Genomic DNA, 16199 nt, shown 5'->3' with positions numbered 1-16199 from the left:
TGCGTGACGGGCCGCGGACTCCGCTGAAGCCTTGCCCGACGGGGTCGACTCCCGGTACGCAGCACCGGGAGTCAGTGGAAGTCGACCCTCAGATGGCCCCGAACTCCCCGCCCTTCAGGGCCTTGACGAATGCCGTCCAGTGCCCGGCGGGGAAGGTGAGTGCGGGTCCGTCGGGGTTCTTGCTGTCGCGGACGGGGACGATGCCGTGTGCCTGCGCGGCGGGCGCGAATTCGAGGCAGGCCCCGCCGTTGCCACCGCTGTACGACGACTTGACCCAGGTGAAGGTGCGGGAGAACTCGACGCAGTCGCCGCCGTTGGCGTCGCTGTGCGAGGACTTGGCCCACTTAGCGGCGGTGAGATCGGTGTTGGGGCTCATGCTCGGTACTCCTTCAGCAACGTCTTGATCAAGGTCACGGAGTGGTCTGGGGACAACGCATGTGCCCTGAGCAGATCATAATCATCGAGGGCTGCCTCGACCGTTTGTGCGGAATCGTGCATCCGTCCTCCTACCCGGGTTTCCGTGTAGAGCACCGTGGGGGAGCCCTGGAAGCGCAGCAGGATGAAGGGCATCGTGGAAGTGGCGTGGATGCCTGCCGAGAACGGCATCACCTGGAGCCTGAACTTCGGTGAAGCGGTCAGCGACAGCAGATATTGGAGCTGATCGGCCATGATCTCGGGACTGCCGACAATGGTGCGCAGGCAGGTCTCGTGCAGGATGACCCAGAGGTACGGAGGATTGTCCCGCTCCAGGGCCTCGCGCCGTCTGAGTCGCGCTGCGACCTTGTCCGCGATGCCCTCTTCCGTTGCCTGTGGATTGGATACGCGGAAGACGGCCTGCGCGTATTCCTCTGTCTGGAGGATGCCCGCAACGAGATCGGTCTCGTACGTCAGGATCTTCGACGCCTGGCTCTCCAGGTTCAGATACGGCACGAACCACGACGGATGATCTCCCTCGTCGATCCGCGTCAGCATCCCCTCGAAGAGGCCGTTGGTGCCGAAGGCCAGGTCGCAGCCCTTGGCGAACTTCATGCTGGCCATGACCTTTCCGGCTTCCACCATGCTCACGTACGCGTGGGAGTAGCCGGTGGCCGTGCCCAGCTGTTTCTGGGTGAGGCGGCGGCCCGAGCGGACGCGTCTCACGTCGAGTCCGAAGCGTTGGAGGGGATTCAAACGCTCCGACGGTGTTGTCTCTTCCAATGCCGCGACCTCTGCTTCTGGTGGTTCCGGTCGGCGTTACGGCAGGTCAGCGCTTTCAGCGTTGCCGTTTAAGTGGCGCCATCGTATTGCCCGGTGCGTTTCCCAGGTGACCAACTGAGCACATCCCGGGCCGACTTCACCCGGGAGTGGGATTCGAACCTCGTGGCAAGGAGGCCGACGGCAATGCTGCATTCCGAAGGAGACGGCAAGGTGCCCGTTCCGTACATCACCGCCTGGAGTGGGGAACGGGTGGCCGTGCGTTCGCTGAGTGTGCGGGCGGACGGGGCGGGGCTGGCGTACCGGGACGAGGCGGCGGGGGACCGGGACGCGCACGGGGTGTTGTGGAGCCGGGTCGGGGAGGCGCCGGGGGAGGGACGGCCGCGGTTCCGGGTGGTGCATCCGGTGCGGCAGCGGCGGGCGTTGCTGGCGGGTTTGTGCCAGGTGTGCGGGGGGCCGGCGGGGCGGACCGGGCGCGGGGCGTTGTTCCTGCTGCCGCGTCAGGAGGGGCGGGCGCCGGGGTGGCCGGAGGGGGCGTACGGGATGAAGCCGCCGGTCTGTGTGGGGTGTGCGGCGGTCGCGGTGCGGCACTGTCCGCATCTAGGCGATCCGGTCGCCGTAAGGGTGCGGAAGGCGCGGGTGCGCGGGGTGTACGGCGGGTTCCACGCGCCGAGCGGGGGACGGCTGGCCGCCGCGTCGGAGGACGGGTTCCTGCCGTACGGGCATCCGCACGCGGCGTGGTTCCTGGCGTCGCAGCTGGTGGTGGAGTTGCGGCGGTGCACGGTGGTGGATCTGGCCGCGGAGATCGGCGGGGTGGCGGGCCTCGGGGCGCCGGGCGGGGAGGCGGAAGCCCACGGCCCGGCTGCCGCGCCCGGCCGGGCTGCCGCACCTGACCCGGCCGCCACGCCCAGCCGGACCGCTACATTCGGCCCGGCCGCCGCGTAACGCCCGCTCAGGCGGCGGCCGATGGGCTGGTCGGCCGATGAGTGCCGCCGCGGGATCACGCCCCGCCAGGTCACTACGGATGCTGCACGGCATCCCTCTGTAGTTGGGTCGCCGCCAGCAGGCTCAGCTTCGGTTCAGCCTGGCGCAGGGCCTTGACCGCCGCGACGGAGTCGATGGCTCCGGTGAAGCCGACGGCGGCCAGCCGGGAGCGGACCCAGCGGGCGCGCAGCTGGGCCTCGGTGGCCGCGGCGGTGGACTCCACGAGTGCGGCGGCGCGTTCCAGACCCGGGCGTTCCTCGGGCGGGGCCTCGGCCAGGGCCTGGCGCAGGGCCGCCGCGATCACGTCCGCGTCCCGGATGACCGGTACGACGTCGTGCTTCTTTCCGCTCAGTCCTGCAAGAGGTGCCATGGGGTAATCGTGGTGGGTGTGCTTGGCGGGTGACAAGTTGCTTGAGGGTTTCCAGAGGTCGGGCCGGGCCGTGCCGTGATCGTCGGCGGGAGGGTGCGCGCGGACCCCGGGCCCTGCCCCGGCCGGGTTGTCCCGGCCGGGTCCCGCTCAGACGCGAGGCGCGGCCTCCGGGTCCGTCGCCCGTAGCGCCTCCCATTCGCGGGCGAGCATCGCGTAGACGACCTCGTCGGTCCACTCCCCGTCGAGGAATTCGTTTTCGACGAGGTGGGCCTCGCGGCGCATGCCGAGGCGTTCGAGGAGGGCGGCGGAGGCGGTGTTGCGGGCGTCCAACTCGGCCTGGATGCGGTGGAGTCCGAGGTGGTCGAAACCGAGGGCGAGGAGGGCGCGGCTCGCCTCGGTGGCGTAGCCGTGGCCGTGGTGGGCGGGGTGGAAGACGTAGCCGATGCTCGCCTGGCGATGGGCGGCGCTCGTCCAGACGAAGGTGACGTCGCCGACGAGCGTGCCGGATTCGCGGACGACGACGGCGAGTTGGAGGACGTCGCCTTCGGTGTGCAGCGCGGTGCGGGCGGTCTTCTTGGTGACGGAGTCGCGGGAGGCGGCCTCGTCGAGCGGGCCCCAGTAGAGGTAGCGGCAGACCTCGGGGAGGCGCTGGTAGGCGTGGATGGCGGCGAAGTCGTCGTCGGTGACCGGGCGGAGGTCGAGGCGGGCGGTGCGCAGCGGGTTCGGCGGGGTGAAGGGGAGCGGCGGGTGCGCGGGAGGGGTCGGCATCGGGGGAGCGTAGAGGGTTCAGGTTGACAGGCGCAGCCCCTTTCCCTCACTCTTCCACTACTTAATTAGTGGAATGAGGTGTGCGGGTGCGACGGGCGGTGAGTGGTCCCCTCGGCGGCGCTTCGAGCGGGACGGCGATGGAGGCGATCGGCCTCGGCAGACGCCACCGGCACCACGGTGAGCTGCGGGACTGCACGTTCCGGCTGCCCGCCGGACGGATCTGCGCGCTGGCCGGACCGCCCGGCGCGGGCACCGGCACCCTCCTCGCCCTGGCCGCCGGAGACCTCCGCCCCACCGCGGGCACCGTCCGTGTCTTCGGCGCCGACCCCAGGACGGCGGACGGCCGCGGCCGGGTCGCGTACCTGGGCCGCGAGCGGGTCACCCGGCCCTGGCACACCGTCTCCGAGGCGCTGCGGCACGTCCGCGCCCGGCACGACGGGCCCTGGCAGGCGGCGCGCGCCGAGCGGGTGCTGGCGGCGGGGCGGGTGCCGCTCCAGGCGCGGGTCGGGGAGCTGTCGGCGGAGCGGTACGCCCGCTTCGCGCTGGCGCTGGCGCTCGCACAGGGGCCCGAACTGCTGCTGCTGGACGAGCCGTTCGCCGGACTCGACCCGCTGACCCGGCACGAGGTCGCCGCCCAGCTGATGGAGCAGGCGGCGGTGTACGGCACCACGATCGTGCTCTCCTCGTACGCCCTCGCCGAGCTGGACGGGATCTGCGACCACCTGCTGCTGCTGAGTGGCGGCGGGGTCCGGCTGGCGGGCGAGGTCGACGACGTGATCGCGGGGCACGCGCTGCTGCTGGGCACCGCCGAACGGCCCGGGGCGCTGCCCGCCGGGCTCGCCGCGCAGCAGGTCGTCGACGCGCAGTGGTCGGGGCGGCGCTACACCGCGCTGGTCCGGCGGCGGGGCGCGCTCGACGGGCCGTGGGAGGTCGCCGAACCGTCGCTGGAGGAGCTGCTGCTCGGCCACCTCCGCTCGCCCGGAGCGCCCGCGGCGCCCGCGTCCGGCGGCATGCCGGTGGGCCCGCGGCTCTGGCAGCGGCCGGGCGTACCGGGGCTGCCGCGCAACGGGGGCGCGCCCCGGGGCGGCGTGGCGCCCCGGACGGCCGGAGGGCCGCTGCTGTCCGGTGTCCCGCGCGGACGGCGGCAGGGCGGCGCGGCGCGCCTCGTCCACGGGTGGGAACTGCACGGCAACGAAGGAGTGACGGTATGAGCACGGCGACGGAACCCCGGACGGCGGGGGCGGCGGGACGCACCGCCGGGACGGGCCGGTGGGGCGGTCTGCTGTGGCTGGTGTGGCGGCAGAACCGGGGCATGGTGCTCGGCCTCCTCGCCCTGCTGGTGGCCGGCGGCATCGGGATGGCGGTGCAGGGCGGCCTGATGTCCGGGTACCTCGCCCAGCACGACATCTCGGGCTGCGCGCTGATCTCCACCAACCCGCGCTGCGAGGGCCTCCAGGAGGCGGTGGCGGAGTTCCGGACGGCGTACGGCAGGACCTTCCGCCTCGCGCAGATGCTGCTGTTCCTGCTGCCCGCGCTGGTCGGCCTGTTCGTCGGTGCGCCGCTGCTCGCCCGGGAGCTGGAGAGCGGCACCCACAAGGTCGCGCTGACCCAGTCCGTCGGTCCGCTGCGCTGGCTGACCGCGAAGCTGGCGCTGCCCGCCGTGCTGGTGACCGTCACCACCGCCGGGCTCGCCGCGGGCTATCTGTGGATGTGGCGCTCCGGCGGCCAGGAGACGCTGGGTGCGTACTGGTACTCCGACTCCGGGTTCATGGCGCTGGGTCCGGTGCCCGTCGCCCAGAGTCTGCTGATGCTCGTGATCGGCACGCTGGTCGGGCTGCTGATGCAGCGGACCGTCGCGTCGATGCTCGTCACCCTCGGTGCCGCCGCCGCCTCGACCTTGGTGTTCACGAACGTCACGGCGTACCTGCTGCCGCCCGTGACCACCGACTTCCCGCACGGTGGCCACGTGTCGGACACCGCCTGGGTCCTGTGGGAGGGCAGCCTCACCGCCAGCGGCGAACGCCTGCCCCGCGGCACCTGCTCCGCCGGGCCCGGCGTGGACAAGTGCCTGCTCTCCCACCACGTCGACGGCGGTTCGTACATCGTCCACCACCCGGCCTCCCACCACTGGCCGCTCGCCTGGATCGCGTCGGGCATCGCCCTCGCCCTCGCGGCGGTGGTGACGGCCGTGATCTACCGGATCGTGCGGCGCCGGTTCGGCTGAGCCGCACTGCCCGCGGCGCTACGGCGTCCGTTCCACCCGGGAGGGGGAACGGGCGCCGTCGGCGCGTTCCGGGCCCCCGTGCTCCCCGCGCACGGGCCGGATTCCGCCGTCCCTGCGGGCTCCGGACGTTCCCGTGTGACACGCTCCGTCGTCGCCCGGTAGCGCCCCGCTTGCCTGGTCGCCACGTTCGCGTTACCGGTGGTTCAGACGCGCTTGCGAGCATCGGTGAATGCAGCCCGCTGTGCCGAACGTTCCCCCACCACGGCTCTCAGCCGCGTACCCGTCCGACGCGCCCGGAACGCACGTGGCGCGGAAGAATGGGGACATGAACCAGCAGCCGAGCGCTCAGGTCCCCACCGAGACCGGGCGGCCGGCTCCGCCCCGGCCCGCCGTGGCGTCGCCGGACCGGAGCCCCGCGGTCCAGCCGTCGGTCGGTTCCATCGCGGCGCACCGCCCGAACGCGGTCGCCCCGTCCGTCCCGGAGCTGGCGCCCGACCTGGACTCCGACCCGGACGCCTACGAGGAGACCGCCATCCCGGGGGCGGGCGGCGAGGAGCTGCCCGAGGGGCGCTTCCTCGACCGGGAGCGCAGCTGGCTGGCGTTCAACCAACGGGTGCTGGAGCTGGCCGAGGACCCGGCCACCCCGCTGCTGGAGCGCGCCAACTTCCTGGCGATCTTCGCGTCCAACCTCGACGAGTTCTTCATGGTCCGCGTCGCCGGGCTCAAGCGCCGCATCGCCACCGGCGTCGCCACCCGCTCCGCCTCCGGGCTCCAGCCCCGCGAGGTCCTCGACCTCATCTGGACCCGCTCGCGCGAGCTCATGGCCCGGCACGCCGCCTGCCACCAGCAGGACGTCGCCCCCGCCCTCGCCGACGCGGGCATCCACCTCATCCGCTGGCCCGAGCTGACCGAGAAGGAACAGGCCCGCCTGTTCACCCTCTTCCGCCAGCAGATCTTCCCCGTCCTCACCCCGCTCGCCGTCGACCCCGCACACCCCTTCCCGTACATCTCCGGCCTCTCGCTCAACCTCGCCGTCGTCGTACGGAACCCGGTCAGCGGCCACGACCACTTCGCGCGGGTCAAGGTCCCGCCGCTGCTCTCCCGCTTCCTGGAAGCCTCCCCGCAGCGGTACGTCCCGCTGGAGGACGTGATCGCGGCCCACCTGGAGGAGCTGTTCCCGGGGATGGAGGTCCGCGCCCACCACATGTTCCGGGTCACCCGCAACGAGGACCTGGAGGTGGAGGAGGACGACGCGGAGAACCTCCTCCAGGCGCTGGAGAAGGAGCTGATGCGGCGCCGCTTCGGGCCGCCGGTGCGGCTGGAGGTCGAGGAGTCCATCGACCCGTCCGTCCTCGACCTGCTCGTCCAGGAACTGAAGATCTCCGAGGCCGAGGTCTACCCGCTGCCCGGCCCCCTCGACCTCACCGGCCTCTTCGGCATCGGCGCACTGGACCGGCCCGAGCTGAAGTACCCCAAGTTCGTCGCCGGCACCCACCGTGACCTCGCCGAGGTCGAGTCGGCGTCCGCGCCCGACATCTTCGCCGCCGTCCGCGCCCGCGATGTGCTGCTGCACCACCCGTACGACTCGTTCTCCACCTCCGTCCAGGCGTTCCTGGAGCAGGCGGCGGCCGACCCGGACGTGCTGGCGATCAAGCAGACGCTCTACCGCACCTCGGGCGACTCGCCGATCGTGGACGCGCTGATCGACGCCGCCGAATCCGGCAAACAGGTCCTCGTCCTCGTCGAGATCAAGGCCCGCTTCGACGAGCAGGCCAACATCAAATGGGCCCGGAAGCTGGAGGAGGCCGGCTGCCACGTCGTCTACGGGCTCGTCGGCCTCAAGACGCACTGCAAGCTGTCGCTCGTCGTCCGCCAGGAGGGCGAAACGCTCCGCCGCTACGCCCACGTCGGCACCGGCAACTACCACCCCAAGACCGCCCGGCTCTACGAGGACCTCGGCCTGCTCACCGCCGACCCGCAGGTCGGCGCGGACCTCTCCGACCTCTTCAACCGGCTCAGCGGCTACTCCCGGCGCGGCACCTACCGCCGCCTGCTGGTCGCCCCCCGCTCACTGCGCGAGGGACTGCTCCAGCGGATCGCCGAGGAGATCACCCACCACCGCGCCGGACGCCCCGCCTACATCCGCCTCAAGGTCAACTCCATCGTCGACGAGGCGGTCATCGACGCGCTCTACCGCGCCTCCCGGGGCGGGGTGCCCGTCGACATATGGGTCCGCGGCATCTGCGCGCTGCGCCCCGGGGTGCCCGGGCTGAGCGAGAACATCCGGGTCCGCAGCGTCCTCGGCCGCTTCCTGGAGCACTCCCGGGTCTTCGCCTTCGGCAACGGCGGCGAGCCCGAAGTGTGGCTGGGCAGCGCCGATATGATGCACCGTAACCTCGACCGGCGGATCGAGGCGCTGGTGCGGGTCACCGACCCCGCGCACCGCGCCGCCCTCAACAGACTGCTGGAGACCGGGACTTCGGACACCACCTCGTCCTGGCATCTCGGCCCCGACGGCGACTGGACCCGGAACGCGGTCGACGCGGACGGCACGCCGTTGCGCAACGTACAGGAAATGCTCATTGACGCGCGGAGGCGCCGGCGTGGCCCAGCGACCTGACCTTCCGGCCGGGGGGCCGGGCGGTCTCATCGGCATCGGCATCGGACCCGAGCCCGGACCGGGAAGCGGCACACGGGCCGCGGTGGTGGACGGGCCCGGCCCGTACGGAGGCTCACCCGAGGGCGCGCCGGCCGACGGCGCCACCGCCGGGCAGGCCCTCGCCGCGTACCTCCACGACCGGTCCGCGGACTTCCTGCGCAGCCTGCGCCGGCACCGCGAGAGCGGTTCGGACGCCGACGGCGCCGAGGAAGCCGCCCGGCAACTACGGCGCGCCGCCCGCCGGATCAGTGCCACCCTGCACACCTTCCGGCCACTGACCGAGGAGGTGTGGGCCGACCAACTCCGCACCGAACTGGGCTGGTTGACCGGCGCCCTCGCCCGCGAACACGCCCTCGCCGACCGCCGCGACCGCCTGATGGCCGCCCTCCAGCGCCTCACCGGCCGCACCGACCGGCCCCAGCCCGCCGGACGCACCACCGGACGCGGGGACCGCACGGCCGCCGGGCGCGGCGCCGCCCCGGCGCGCGGCCGCCCCGACGCCGGTACGGAGACGGCCGACGCGGTCGGCGAGCCGGACGGCGACGGGCTGCTGTCGGCGGGCGCCGCGCGCGCCGCCGCCCTCCTCGACCGGCAGCTCACCCTGGCCCGCAGCCGCGCCCACTCCGCCGCCCTCCAAGCGCTGGGCTCCGCCCGCTTCCACGCGCTCGCCGACGCGGTCGCGGTCCTGGCGTCCGAGGCACCGCCGGCCCGTGCGGCCGGGACGGCGTCGGCCGCCGGGGCGCTCCAGCCGCTCGCCGAGCACGCCCACCGCCGCCTCGCCGAGGCCGTCGCCGCACTGCCGCCGGCCCGCGCCGGACACGCCTACCCGTCCGACGCGCTCTCCGCCGAGCACCGCCAGGACACCCCCTGGCACCAGGTGCGCACGCTGGTCCGGCTCAGCCGCTACGCCCAGGAGGTCGTCGCACCGGGCCGCGCCGACCCGCGGCTGGCGGAGGCCGGACGGGCGCTGGGCCGCCACCGCGACGCCGCCGAGGCCGCGTCCGCCGCGGCCGCCGCCGCCCGTACGCCCCGCATCGCCCCGGCCACCGCGTACGCGCTCGGCGTCCTCCACGCCGACCAGCGCCACGAGGTGGCCGCGGCCCGCCATGCCTTCAGCCGCCTGTGGCTGCCCGGGCCCACGCCCGAGAGCCGCTGGAGCTGACCGCCCGCGCCCGACGTCCCGAGGAGGCCCGTGACCGGCAGGAGGAACGACGAGATGACGACGGCGAGCGAGAAGGTGCCCGGTCCCGCCGAACCGGGGGCGCGCCCGATCCGGGCCGCGGGCTGCGTCCTGTGGCGCCCGGCCGCGTCCGGTGACGGGCTGGAGATCGCGCTCGTCGGGCGGCCCAAGTACGGCGACTGGTCGCACCCCAAGGGCAAGCTGAAGCGGGGGGAGAGCTTCCAGGAGGCGGCGGTCCGCGAAACGGTCGAGGAGACCGGCATGACCTGCGTCCTCGGCCCCCCGCTGCCCACCGTCCACTACGTCGTCGAGGGCCGCCCCAAGGAGGTCCGCTACTGGGCCGCCGAGGCCACCGGCGGCGGCTTCCTCCCCAACCGTGAGGTCGACCAACTGCTGTGGCTGCCCCCGGCGGCTGCCCGGGCCCAGGTCACCCAGGAACGCGACCGGGGGCTGGTGGACGCGCTGCTGGAGGTGTTGCGGGGGGCCGGGGTGGTGGGCTGAGGCGCGTGCGGGGCGGGGCGCGCGGCGGTGGGGTGCGCGCCCCTGAGTCGCGCCCCTCGGCCGCGGGGCCCGTACGCGTACGGATGCTTCCGGACGGGAACGGGCGGGTGCGGCCACACCGGCCGCACCCGCCCCTCCTTATATCCGGCTCAGGAATGTGCCGGCCGGATCTCCCACACCTGGCTGCTGTTCCCGCCCGCCGTGTTCAGCTCCAGCCGGGGCGGATAAAGGAGCAGCGGCGAGAGGTCCAGCGCGTAATTCCGGTCCTTGGCGGCGAGCAGCCGGTAGGTGCCGGGCGCGCCCGCCGGGTCGAGATGCCAGGCCGTCGCCGCCGTCCGCGTCAGCACCGGCACATGGGCGCCCGGCCCGCCGCGATGGCCGAGGAACGCGCCGCTGCGCACATTGCTCAGCGTGCAGTCGCCGCCGTCGTCACAGCGGACCTCCCACCGCTGGGCGTCCGGCTGCGCCGCGGGCGGCAGCAGCGTGGCGTGCGCGTCGGGGTCCCCGTCCGGCTGGGTCACCCACTGTCCGCGCTGGCCGAGGGTGTAGACGCCGTCGGCCAGCGGTGCGGTGGCCGCGGGCGGGGTGGCCGCGGCGCCGACACCGGGCACGGCGGCGGCCAGCACGGCGACCGCCCCGAGGGCGGCGGCGCGGACGGTACGGCGGGATGCCCGGGGGCCGGGCGCCGGGCGGGCGGCGGCCGGGCGGTCGGGACGCGGTCGGGGCGGCAGGGTCAACGTTCTCTCCCGGGTGCGGAATTCACGGCGCGCCCGGAATTCTCCTCCGGCAATTCCCGGAATGCGGACGCCGGTCGAATCTAGTGCGGAATTCCGCTCCGGCGCGGGCGGAGCCGTGACGGCGGGTCGGGCGGGTGAAAGGAGTTCGAATTCCGGAGTGGTCCTTTCGAATTCCGGCGGAGGAATTCGAAAGGACTGCCCGGAGCCGCCCGCCGCCCGCCGTGCACAGCAGCCCGCCGCCGTTCTCCGGATGCGTCACCGCCGTCGCAGCGACGCATCCGCCAGCGCCGGGGCCGTGTAGTAGTTGTCGGCGGGGTTGAGGTCGGTGCCCGGCGGGACGATGGCGTCGATACGGTCCAGGAGATCCGCGCTCAGCGTCACGTCCGCGCCCGCCAGCAGGCTGTTCAGCTGGTCGAGCGTGCGCGGCCCGATGATCACGGACGTCACCCCGGGGTGGGCGCGGACGAACGCCGTCGCCAGATGCGGCAGTGACAACCCCGCCTCCGCCGCGACCTGCTTCAGCTCCGCCACCGCCTCCGCCTTACGGGCGTTGCCCGGCAGCGACAGATCGAACTTCTGCGTCTCCAGCGACGCCCGCGAACTCACCGACAGATCCCGCCCGGACAGCCAGCCGGCCCCCAGCGGACCCCAGGTCAGCACGCCCATGCCGTACCGCTGCGCGGCCGGCAGCACCGCCGCCTCCACCCCGCGGTTCAGGATCGAGTACGGCGGCTGCTCGGTACGGAAGCGGACGTGGCCGCGCCGCTCGGCCACCCACTGCGCCTCGACGATCTGCTCGGCGGGGAACGTCGAACTCCCCACCGCCAGCACCTTTCCCGCCCGTACGAGATCCGACAGCGCGCCGAGGGTCTCGTCCAGATCGGTGGCCGGGTCCGGGCGGTGCATCTGGTAGAGGTCGATGCGGTCGGTGTCCAGCCGCCGCAGGCTGTCCTCGACCGCGCGGACGATCCAACGCCGGGAGCCGCCGCGCTGGTTCGGGTCGTCGCCCATCGGGTGGTAGAACTTCGTCGCCAGGACGACCTCGTCGCGGCGGCCCTTGAGCGCCCGGCCGACGATCTTCTCCGACTCGCCCGCCGCATACATGTCGGCGGTGTCCACGAAGTTGATCCCGGCGTCCAGCGCCCGTTGGACGGCCTGGACGCCCTCGTCGGGGTCGGTGCCGCCCATCGGGTTGAGCATCATCGCGCCCAGCGCGAACTCGCTCACGGAGATCCCGGTGCCGCCGAGCGTCCTCTGCTTCATCTGCTGCTCCTCCTGCGGAGAGTGCGGGTGGGTGCCGTGTCCACGGCGAAAGCCCGGCCGTTCCCTACAGGTCCGGCGGCGGGTGACCTCAGCCTGCGGGCCGCTCTCCCGCGTCACCAGACCCGCCGCAACCTGGGTCCGGCAGAACCACCCGAGCGGGCCCCGCCGCATACTGGACGGATGCCGCCCGCCGAAGCAGAGATCAGCTCGTTCCTCAAGGCCCGCCGCGCGGCGCTCGATCCGGACGCCCTCGGGCTGCCCGGCGGGCTGCACCGCCGCCGGGTCCGTGGCCTGCGCCGCGAGGAGGTCGCCCAGCTCGCCGGCATCAGCGTCGACTACTACACCCGCATCGAACAGGGCCGCGCCTCCGCGATCTCCGACGGTGTCCTCCACGCCCTCGCCGGGGCGCTGCGGCTGACCGGCGGCGAGGCGACGTACCTGCGCAACCTCGCCTCCCACGGCCGCCGCACACCGGGCCGGGGCCCGGACGCCCCCGGCCGGACCGTACGGCCCGAGGTGCGGCAGCTGCTGCACGCGATGGACGGCGCGGTCCCGGCGATGGTCGTCGGCCGGGGGCTGGACCTCCTCGCCTGGAACGCGCTGGGCGGCCGGATCGCCTTCGACCTCGACGCCGTCGCCCCCGACCGTCGCAACTCCGCACTGCTGGTGTTCCTCGATCCGGCGGCCCGCGCCCTCCACCCCGAGTGGGAACGCGTCGCCGAGCAGGTCGTCGGCGTCCTGCGCGCCGAGAGCGGCCGGTGGCCCGGCGACCCCCGGATCGCCGCGGTGGTCGGCGAACTCCTCGACCGCAGCCCGGAGTTCCGTACGGCGTGGGAGGCCCAGGCGGTCAGCGAATGCCGCTACGGCGTGAAGCGCATCGTCCACCCCTGGGTCGGCGCCATGGACCTCACCTTCGAAAGCCTCCTCCTCGCCGCCGAGGACGACGAACAGGCCCTCGTCACCTACAGCGCTCAGGAAGGCTCCCTGACGGAAACCCGGCTGCGGGAGCTGGCCCGGCGGGTGGCGGGGGAGCGGGTTCCGGCGGCGTGAGGCACCGGCCGGGGCCGGGCCGGAGTCGGGCCGTGCGGCCGCGTCGGGCGTCTGGCTTGGCGGCGCCGTCGTACCTGGTCGCACCGTGGGCCCGCCCCGGCCGCCCCGTCGGCCTCCCACCGGGAGCGGCCCGCCCGTACGCGGTGAACGCCCCGCCGGGACGCGGTGAACGCCCGCCGGGCCTCACCCCCGGGGCGCCACCGCCTCCCACGCCACCGTGACCTCGCCCTGACGGCGGCGGCGCGGGTCGCCGGTCAGCGGCCAGTCGGCGGCCAGGGCGCGGGTGGCGGCCAGCCAGCGCTGCCGGGCACCGAGCGCGCCGAGCGGGGCCGCCGCCGCCCAGGCACGGTCGAAGTCGCGGAGGAAGGCGTGCACCGGCTCGCCCGGCACATTGCGGTGAATCAACGCCTTCGGCAGCCGTTCGGCCAGGTCGGACGGGGTGTCCAGAGAAGCGAGCCGGGCCGCGAAGGTCACCGTGCGCGGCCCCTCGGGCCCCAGCGCCACCCACACATGGCGGCGCCCGATCTCGTCACAGGTGCCCTCGACCAGCAGCCCGTCCGGCGCCAGCCGCGCACAGAGCCGCCGCCAGACCGCCGCGACCTCGTCCTCGTCGTACTGCCGCAGCACATTCGCCGCCCGGATCAGCGCCGGCGCCCGCCCCGGGGCACCGGGCAGCGGCACCTCGAACCCGCCGTGCCGGAACTCCAGCCCGGGCCGCTCGAACGGCCGGGCCGCCGCCACCCGCTCCGGATCGATCTCCACCCCGACCACCCGCGCGTCCGGCCGGGCCGTCCGCAACCGCGTCAGCAGCTCCAGCGCCGTCCAGGGCGCCGCCCCGTACCCGAGATCGACGGCGACCGGATCCCGGCTGCGCCGCAGCGCCGCCCCGTGCTCGGCGGCGATCCAGCGGTCCATCCGGCGCAGCCGGTTCGGATTGGTCGTACCCCGGGTGGCGTTCCCGACGGGACGGGCGGCGGCGGGAACGGCGGAGCGGCGGGGCATACGACGAGCCTAAGCGGCCGCCGCCGGAAGCCCGTCCGGCGGCGTGATCGTCACGTCCAGTCGGCACCCCGCCTCGTACGGTTACGGTTGGATAACGGTGGGAACTCGGGCGGTCCGGGGGAAATGGATGCCAGGTCCGCGTTGTTACACCAGGTCGGAGGCGCGCAGCCCGTCACAGGAGAGAGGTAGCTCGCAGTGAGCCCATATGTGTCCCGGCTCCGCAGCCGTCCCCTCGGCCAGCACCCGGGCCCGTCCCGGCTGCGGCTCCCCGGAGCCGCCCGCCGCCCGCGCCGGGTGGCGATGCTCAGCGTCCACACCTCCCCGCTCCACCAGCCCGGCACCGGCGACGCCGGCGGCATGAACGTCTACATCGTCGAACTGGCCCGGAAGCTCGCCGCGATCAACATCGAGGTGGAGATCTTCACCCGCGCCACCACCGCCACCCTCCCGCCCGCCGTGGAGCTGGCCCCCGGCGTCCTCGTCCGCCACGTCGACGCCGGACCGTACGAAGGGCTCGCCAAGGAGGAGCTGCCCGCCCAGCTCTGCGCCTTCACCCACGGCGTGATGCAGGCATGGGCCGGCCACCGCCCCGGCTACTACGACCTCGTCCACGCCCACTACTGGCTCTCCGGCCACGTCGGCTGGCTCGCCGCCGAACGCTGGGGCGTCCCCCTCGTCCACGCCATGCACACCATGGCCAAGGTCAAGAACGCCTCGCTCGCCGAGGGCGACACCCCCGAGCCCGCCGCCCGCGTCATCGGCGAGACCCAGATCGTCCGCGCCGCCGACCGCCTCATCGCCAACACCGCCGAGGAGGGCGACGAGCTGGTCCGCCACTACGACGCCGACCCCGCCCGGGTCGCCGTCGTCCACCCCGGCGTCAACCTCGACCGCTTCCGCCCCCTCGGCCCCGGCGCCACCCCCGTCACCCTGACCGGCACCGGCGCGGACGCCTCCGTCGCCGCCGGACGCGCCGCCGCCCGCGACCGCCTCGGCCTGCCGCAGGACGCGCTGATACCCCTCTTCGCCGGGCGGATACAGCCCCTCAAGGCCCCCGATGTGCTGCTGCGCGCCGTCGCCGTCCTCCTCGAACAGCGCCCGGAGCTGCGCTCCCGGCTCCTCGTCCCGGTGGTCGGCGGCCCCAGCGGCAGCGGCCTGGCCAAGCCCGAGGAGCTCCAGAAACTCGCCGCGCTGCTCGGCATCACCGACGTCGTCCGCTTCCGCCCGCCGGTCGGCCAGCAGCAGCTCGCCGACTGGTACCGCGCCGCATCCGTGCTGGTCATGCCCTCGTACAGCGAATCCTTCGGGCTCGTCGCCATCGAGGCGCAGGCGTGCGGCACCCCGGTGATCGCCGCCGAGGTCGGCGGGCTGCCGGTGGCCGTCCGCGACGGCGTCACCGGCCACCTCGTCCCCGGCCACGACCCGGCCGACTACGCCCGCGCCCTCGACCGCTTCGTCACCGACCCGGCGCTGCCCGCCCGGATGGGCGCCGCGGCCGCCCGGCACGCCCAGTCCTTCGGCTGGGACACCGCAGCCGCCGCCACCGGCGACGTCTACGCCGCCGCACTGCAGGAAAGGCGCCGTCACCTACGATCACCCCATGGCTGACGAGGTGGCTGACGTGAAGGACGGGCGGACGGACCGGGGCGCCGGAGCGACCGCCGCCGCGGTGATCGAGCGGACGCTCGGCGACGCCGGACTGGAGTGGGAGTCCCCCGCCCCCGGCCGCTACGTCGTCACCCTGCCCGGCACCCGCAAACTCTCCACCACCTGCTCCCTCGTCGTCGGCCGCCACTCCCTCTCCGTCAACGCCTTCGTCGTCCGGCGCCCCGACGAGAACCACGAGGCCGTCCACCGCTGGCTCCTGGAGCGCAACACCCGGCTCTACGGCATGAGTTACGCGATCGACCAGCTCGGCGACATCTACCTCGTCGGGAAGTTCCCGCTCACCGCCGTCACCGAGGAGGAGCTGGACCGCATCCTCGGCACCGTCCTGGAGAACGCCGACGGCAGCTTCAACACCCTGCTGGAAATGGGCTTCGCCACGGCGATCCGCAAGGAGTACGCCTGGCGCGTCGCCCGGGGCGAGTCGACCCGGAACCTGGAGGCGTTCGGAAATCTGACGCGGGGGGCGGGGGAGCCGGGAGCGGGCGAGGGGTGAGGCCGGGGGCCCCTCCCGCCGCCCACCCCCACTCCTCCCTGCCGACGCCAGGCCCCCGCCCGACCAAAGGTTGTCCCGTAAGGGCAAGCCGGGCCTACCCTGACCC

General features: G+C 74.0%; 16 protein-coding genes. 9 read left to right on the top strand and 7 right to left on the bottom strand.

Translation table 11 applies throughout. From position 1 onward, the window contains the following. Positions 1–88: 88 nt before the first annotated feature. Entirely contained in the window at positions 89–376 is a 288-nt protein-coding gene (locus ACZ4U4_RS21900; protein WP_467876840.1) for a DUF397 domain-containing protein, read from the bottom strand. Continuing rightward, a complete protein-coding gene (locus ACZ4U4_RS21895) occupies positions 373–1197 on the bottom strand; it encodes a helix-turn-helix domain-containing protein (protein WP_467876838.1) in 825 nt (274 codons plus the stop codon). The genes ACZ4U4_RS21900 and ACZ4U4_RS21895 overlap by 4 nt, the downstream gene beginning before the upstream one ends. Before the next feature lie 183 nt (positions 1198–1380). On the opposite strand from ACZ4U4_RS21895, the gene ACZ4U4_RS21890 reads away from it, so the two are divergent. Further along, the gene (locus ACZ4U4_RS21890) at positions 1381–2139 is read left to right on the top strand and encodes a hypothetical protein (protein WP_467876836.1); all 759 of its coding nucleotides are present in this window, start codon (positions 1381–1383) and stop codon (positions 2137–2139) included. Between the two features lie 73 nt (positions 2140–2212). Here the strand turns inward: ACZ4U4_RS21890 and ACZ4U4_RS21885 are convergent, their stop codons facing one another. Both ACZ4U4_RS21885 and ACZ4U4_RS21880 read right to left on the bottom strand, forming a co-directional pair. Next, complete coding sequence (locus tag ACZ4U4_RS21885) at positions 2213–2548, bottom strand: hypothetical protein (protein WP_467876834.1); 336 nt, start codon at positions 2546–2548, stop codon at positions 2213–2215. A 147-nt stretch (positions 2549–2695) separates the two neighbouring features. Next, on the bottom strand, positions 2696–3316 hold the full coding sequence (locus tag ACZ4U4_RS21880; RefSeq protein ID WP_467876832.1) for a GNAT family N-acetyltransferase: 621 nt from the start codon (positions 3314–3316) through the stop codon (positions 2696–2698). A 98-nt stretch (positions 3317–3414) separates the two neighbouring features. Here ACZ4U4_RS21880 and ACZ4U4_RS21875 point away from each other — a divergent pair, with 98 nt between their 5' ends. From ACZ4U4_RS21875 to ACZ4U4_RS21855, 5 genes are all read left to right on the top strand, one after another. Beyond that, on the top strand, positions 3415–4527 hold the full coding sequence (locus ACZ4U4_RS21875; RefSeq protein ID WP_467876830.1) for an ATP-binding cassette domain-containing protein: 1113 nt from the start codon (positions 3415–3417) through the stop codon (positions 4525–4527). Further along, positions 4524–5540 (top strand): ABC transporter permease, encoded by a 1017-nt coding sequence (locus tag ACZ4U4_RS21870; RefSeq protein ID WP_467876828.1) that lies wholly within the window; start codon positions 4524–4526, stop codon positions 5538–5540. The genes ACZ4U4_RS21875 and ACZ4U4_RS21870 overlap by 4 nt, the downstream gene beginning before the upstream one ends. Positions 5541–5865: 325 nt before the next feature. Then, on the top strand, positions 5866–8160 hold the full coding sequence (locus tag ACZ4U4_RS21865) for an RNA degradosome polyphosphate kinase (RefSeq protein WP_467876826.1): 2295 nt from the start codon (positions 5866–5868) through the stop codon (positions 8158–8160). After that, on the top strand, positions 8144–9361 hold the full coding sequence (locus ACZ4U4_RS21860; RefSeq protein ID WP_467876824.1) for a CHAD domain-containing protein: 1218 nt from the start codon (positions 8144–8146) through the stop codon (positions 9359–9361). The genes ACZ4U4_RS21865 and ACZ4U4_RS21860 overlap by 17 nt, the downstream gene beginning before the upstream one ends. Positions 9362–9415: 54 nt before the next feature. Beyond that, positions 9416–9880, top strand: a complete 465-nt coding sequence (locus ACZ4U4_RS21855; protein ID WP_467877001.1) for an NUDIX hydrolase — start codon at positions 9416–9418, stop codon at positions 9878–9880. Between the two features lie 149 nt (positions 9881–10029). Here the strand turns inward: ACZ4U4_RS21855 and ACZ4U4_RS21850 are convergent, their stop codons facing one another. After that, positions 10030–10617 (bottom strand): RICIN domain-containing protein, encoded by a 588-nt coding sequence (locus ACZ4U4_RS21850; RefSeq protein ID WP_467876822.1) that lies wholly within the window; start codon positions 10615–10617, stop codon positions 10030–10032. Between the two features lie 255 nt (positions 10618–10872). Beyond that, entirely contained in the window at positions 10873–11880 is a 1008-nt protein-coding gene (locus tag ACZ4U4_RS21845; RefSeq protein WP_467876820.1) for an aldo/keto reductase, read from the bottom strand. A 180-nt stretch (positions 11881–12060) separates the two neighbouring features. On the opposite strand from ACZ4U4_RS21845, the gene ACZ4U4_RS21840 reads away from it, so the two are divergent. Next, positions 12061–12930, top strand: coding sequence for a helix-turn-helix domain-containing protein (locus tag ACZ4U4_RS21840; RefSeq protein WP_467876818.1), 870 nt, complete (start codon positions 12061–12063; stop codon positions 12928–12930). Positions 12931–13113: 183 nt separating this feature from the next. On the opposite strand, the gene ACZ4U4_RS21835 is transcribed toward ACZ4U4_RS21840, so the two are convergent. Further along, a complete protein-coding gene (locus tag ACZ4U4_RS21835) occupies positions 13114–13932 on the bottom strand; it encodes a class I SAM-dependent methyltransferase (RefSeq protein ID WP_467876816.1) in 819 nt (272 codons plus the stop codon). 195 nt (positions 13933–14127) lie between these two features. On the opposite strand from ACZ4U4_RS21835, the gene mshA reads away from it, so the two are divergent. After that, positions 14128–15540, top strand: coding sequence for a D-inositol-3-phosphate glycosyltransferase (gene mshA, locus ACZ4U4_RS21830; protein WP_467876814.1), 1413 nt, complete (start codon positions 14128–14130; stop codon positions 15538–15540). Next, complete coding sequence (locus ACZ4U4_RS21825) at positions 15533–16093, top strand: type III secretion system chaperone family protein (RefSeq protein WP_467876812.1); 561 nt, start codon at positions 15533–15535, stop codon at positions 16091–16093. Before mshA ends, ACZ4U4_RS21825 begins: the two co-directional genes overlap by 8 nt. Positions 16094–16199 lie beyond the last annotated feature (106 nt).

It is taken from the genome of Streptomyces sp. NPDC029159 (assembly GCF_055564055.1).
The sequence above is the reverse complement of the archived record's forward strand: the minus strand, read 5'-3'. Positions and strand labels throughout refer to the sequence as shown.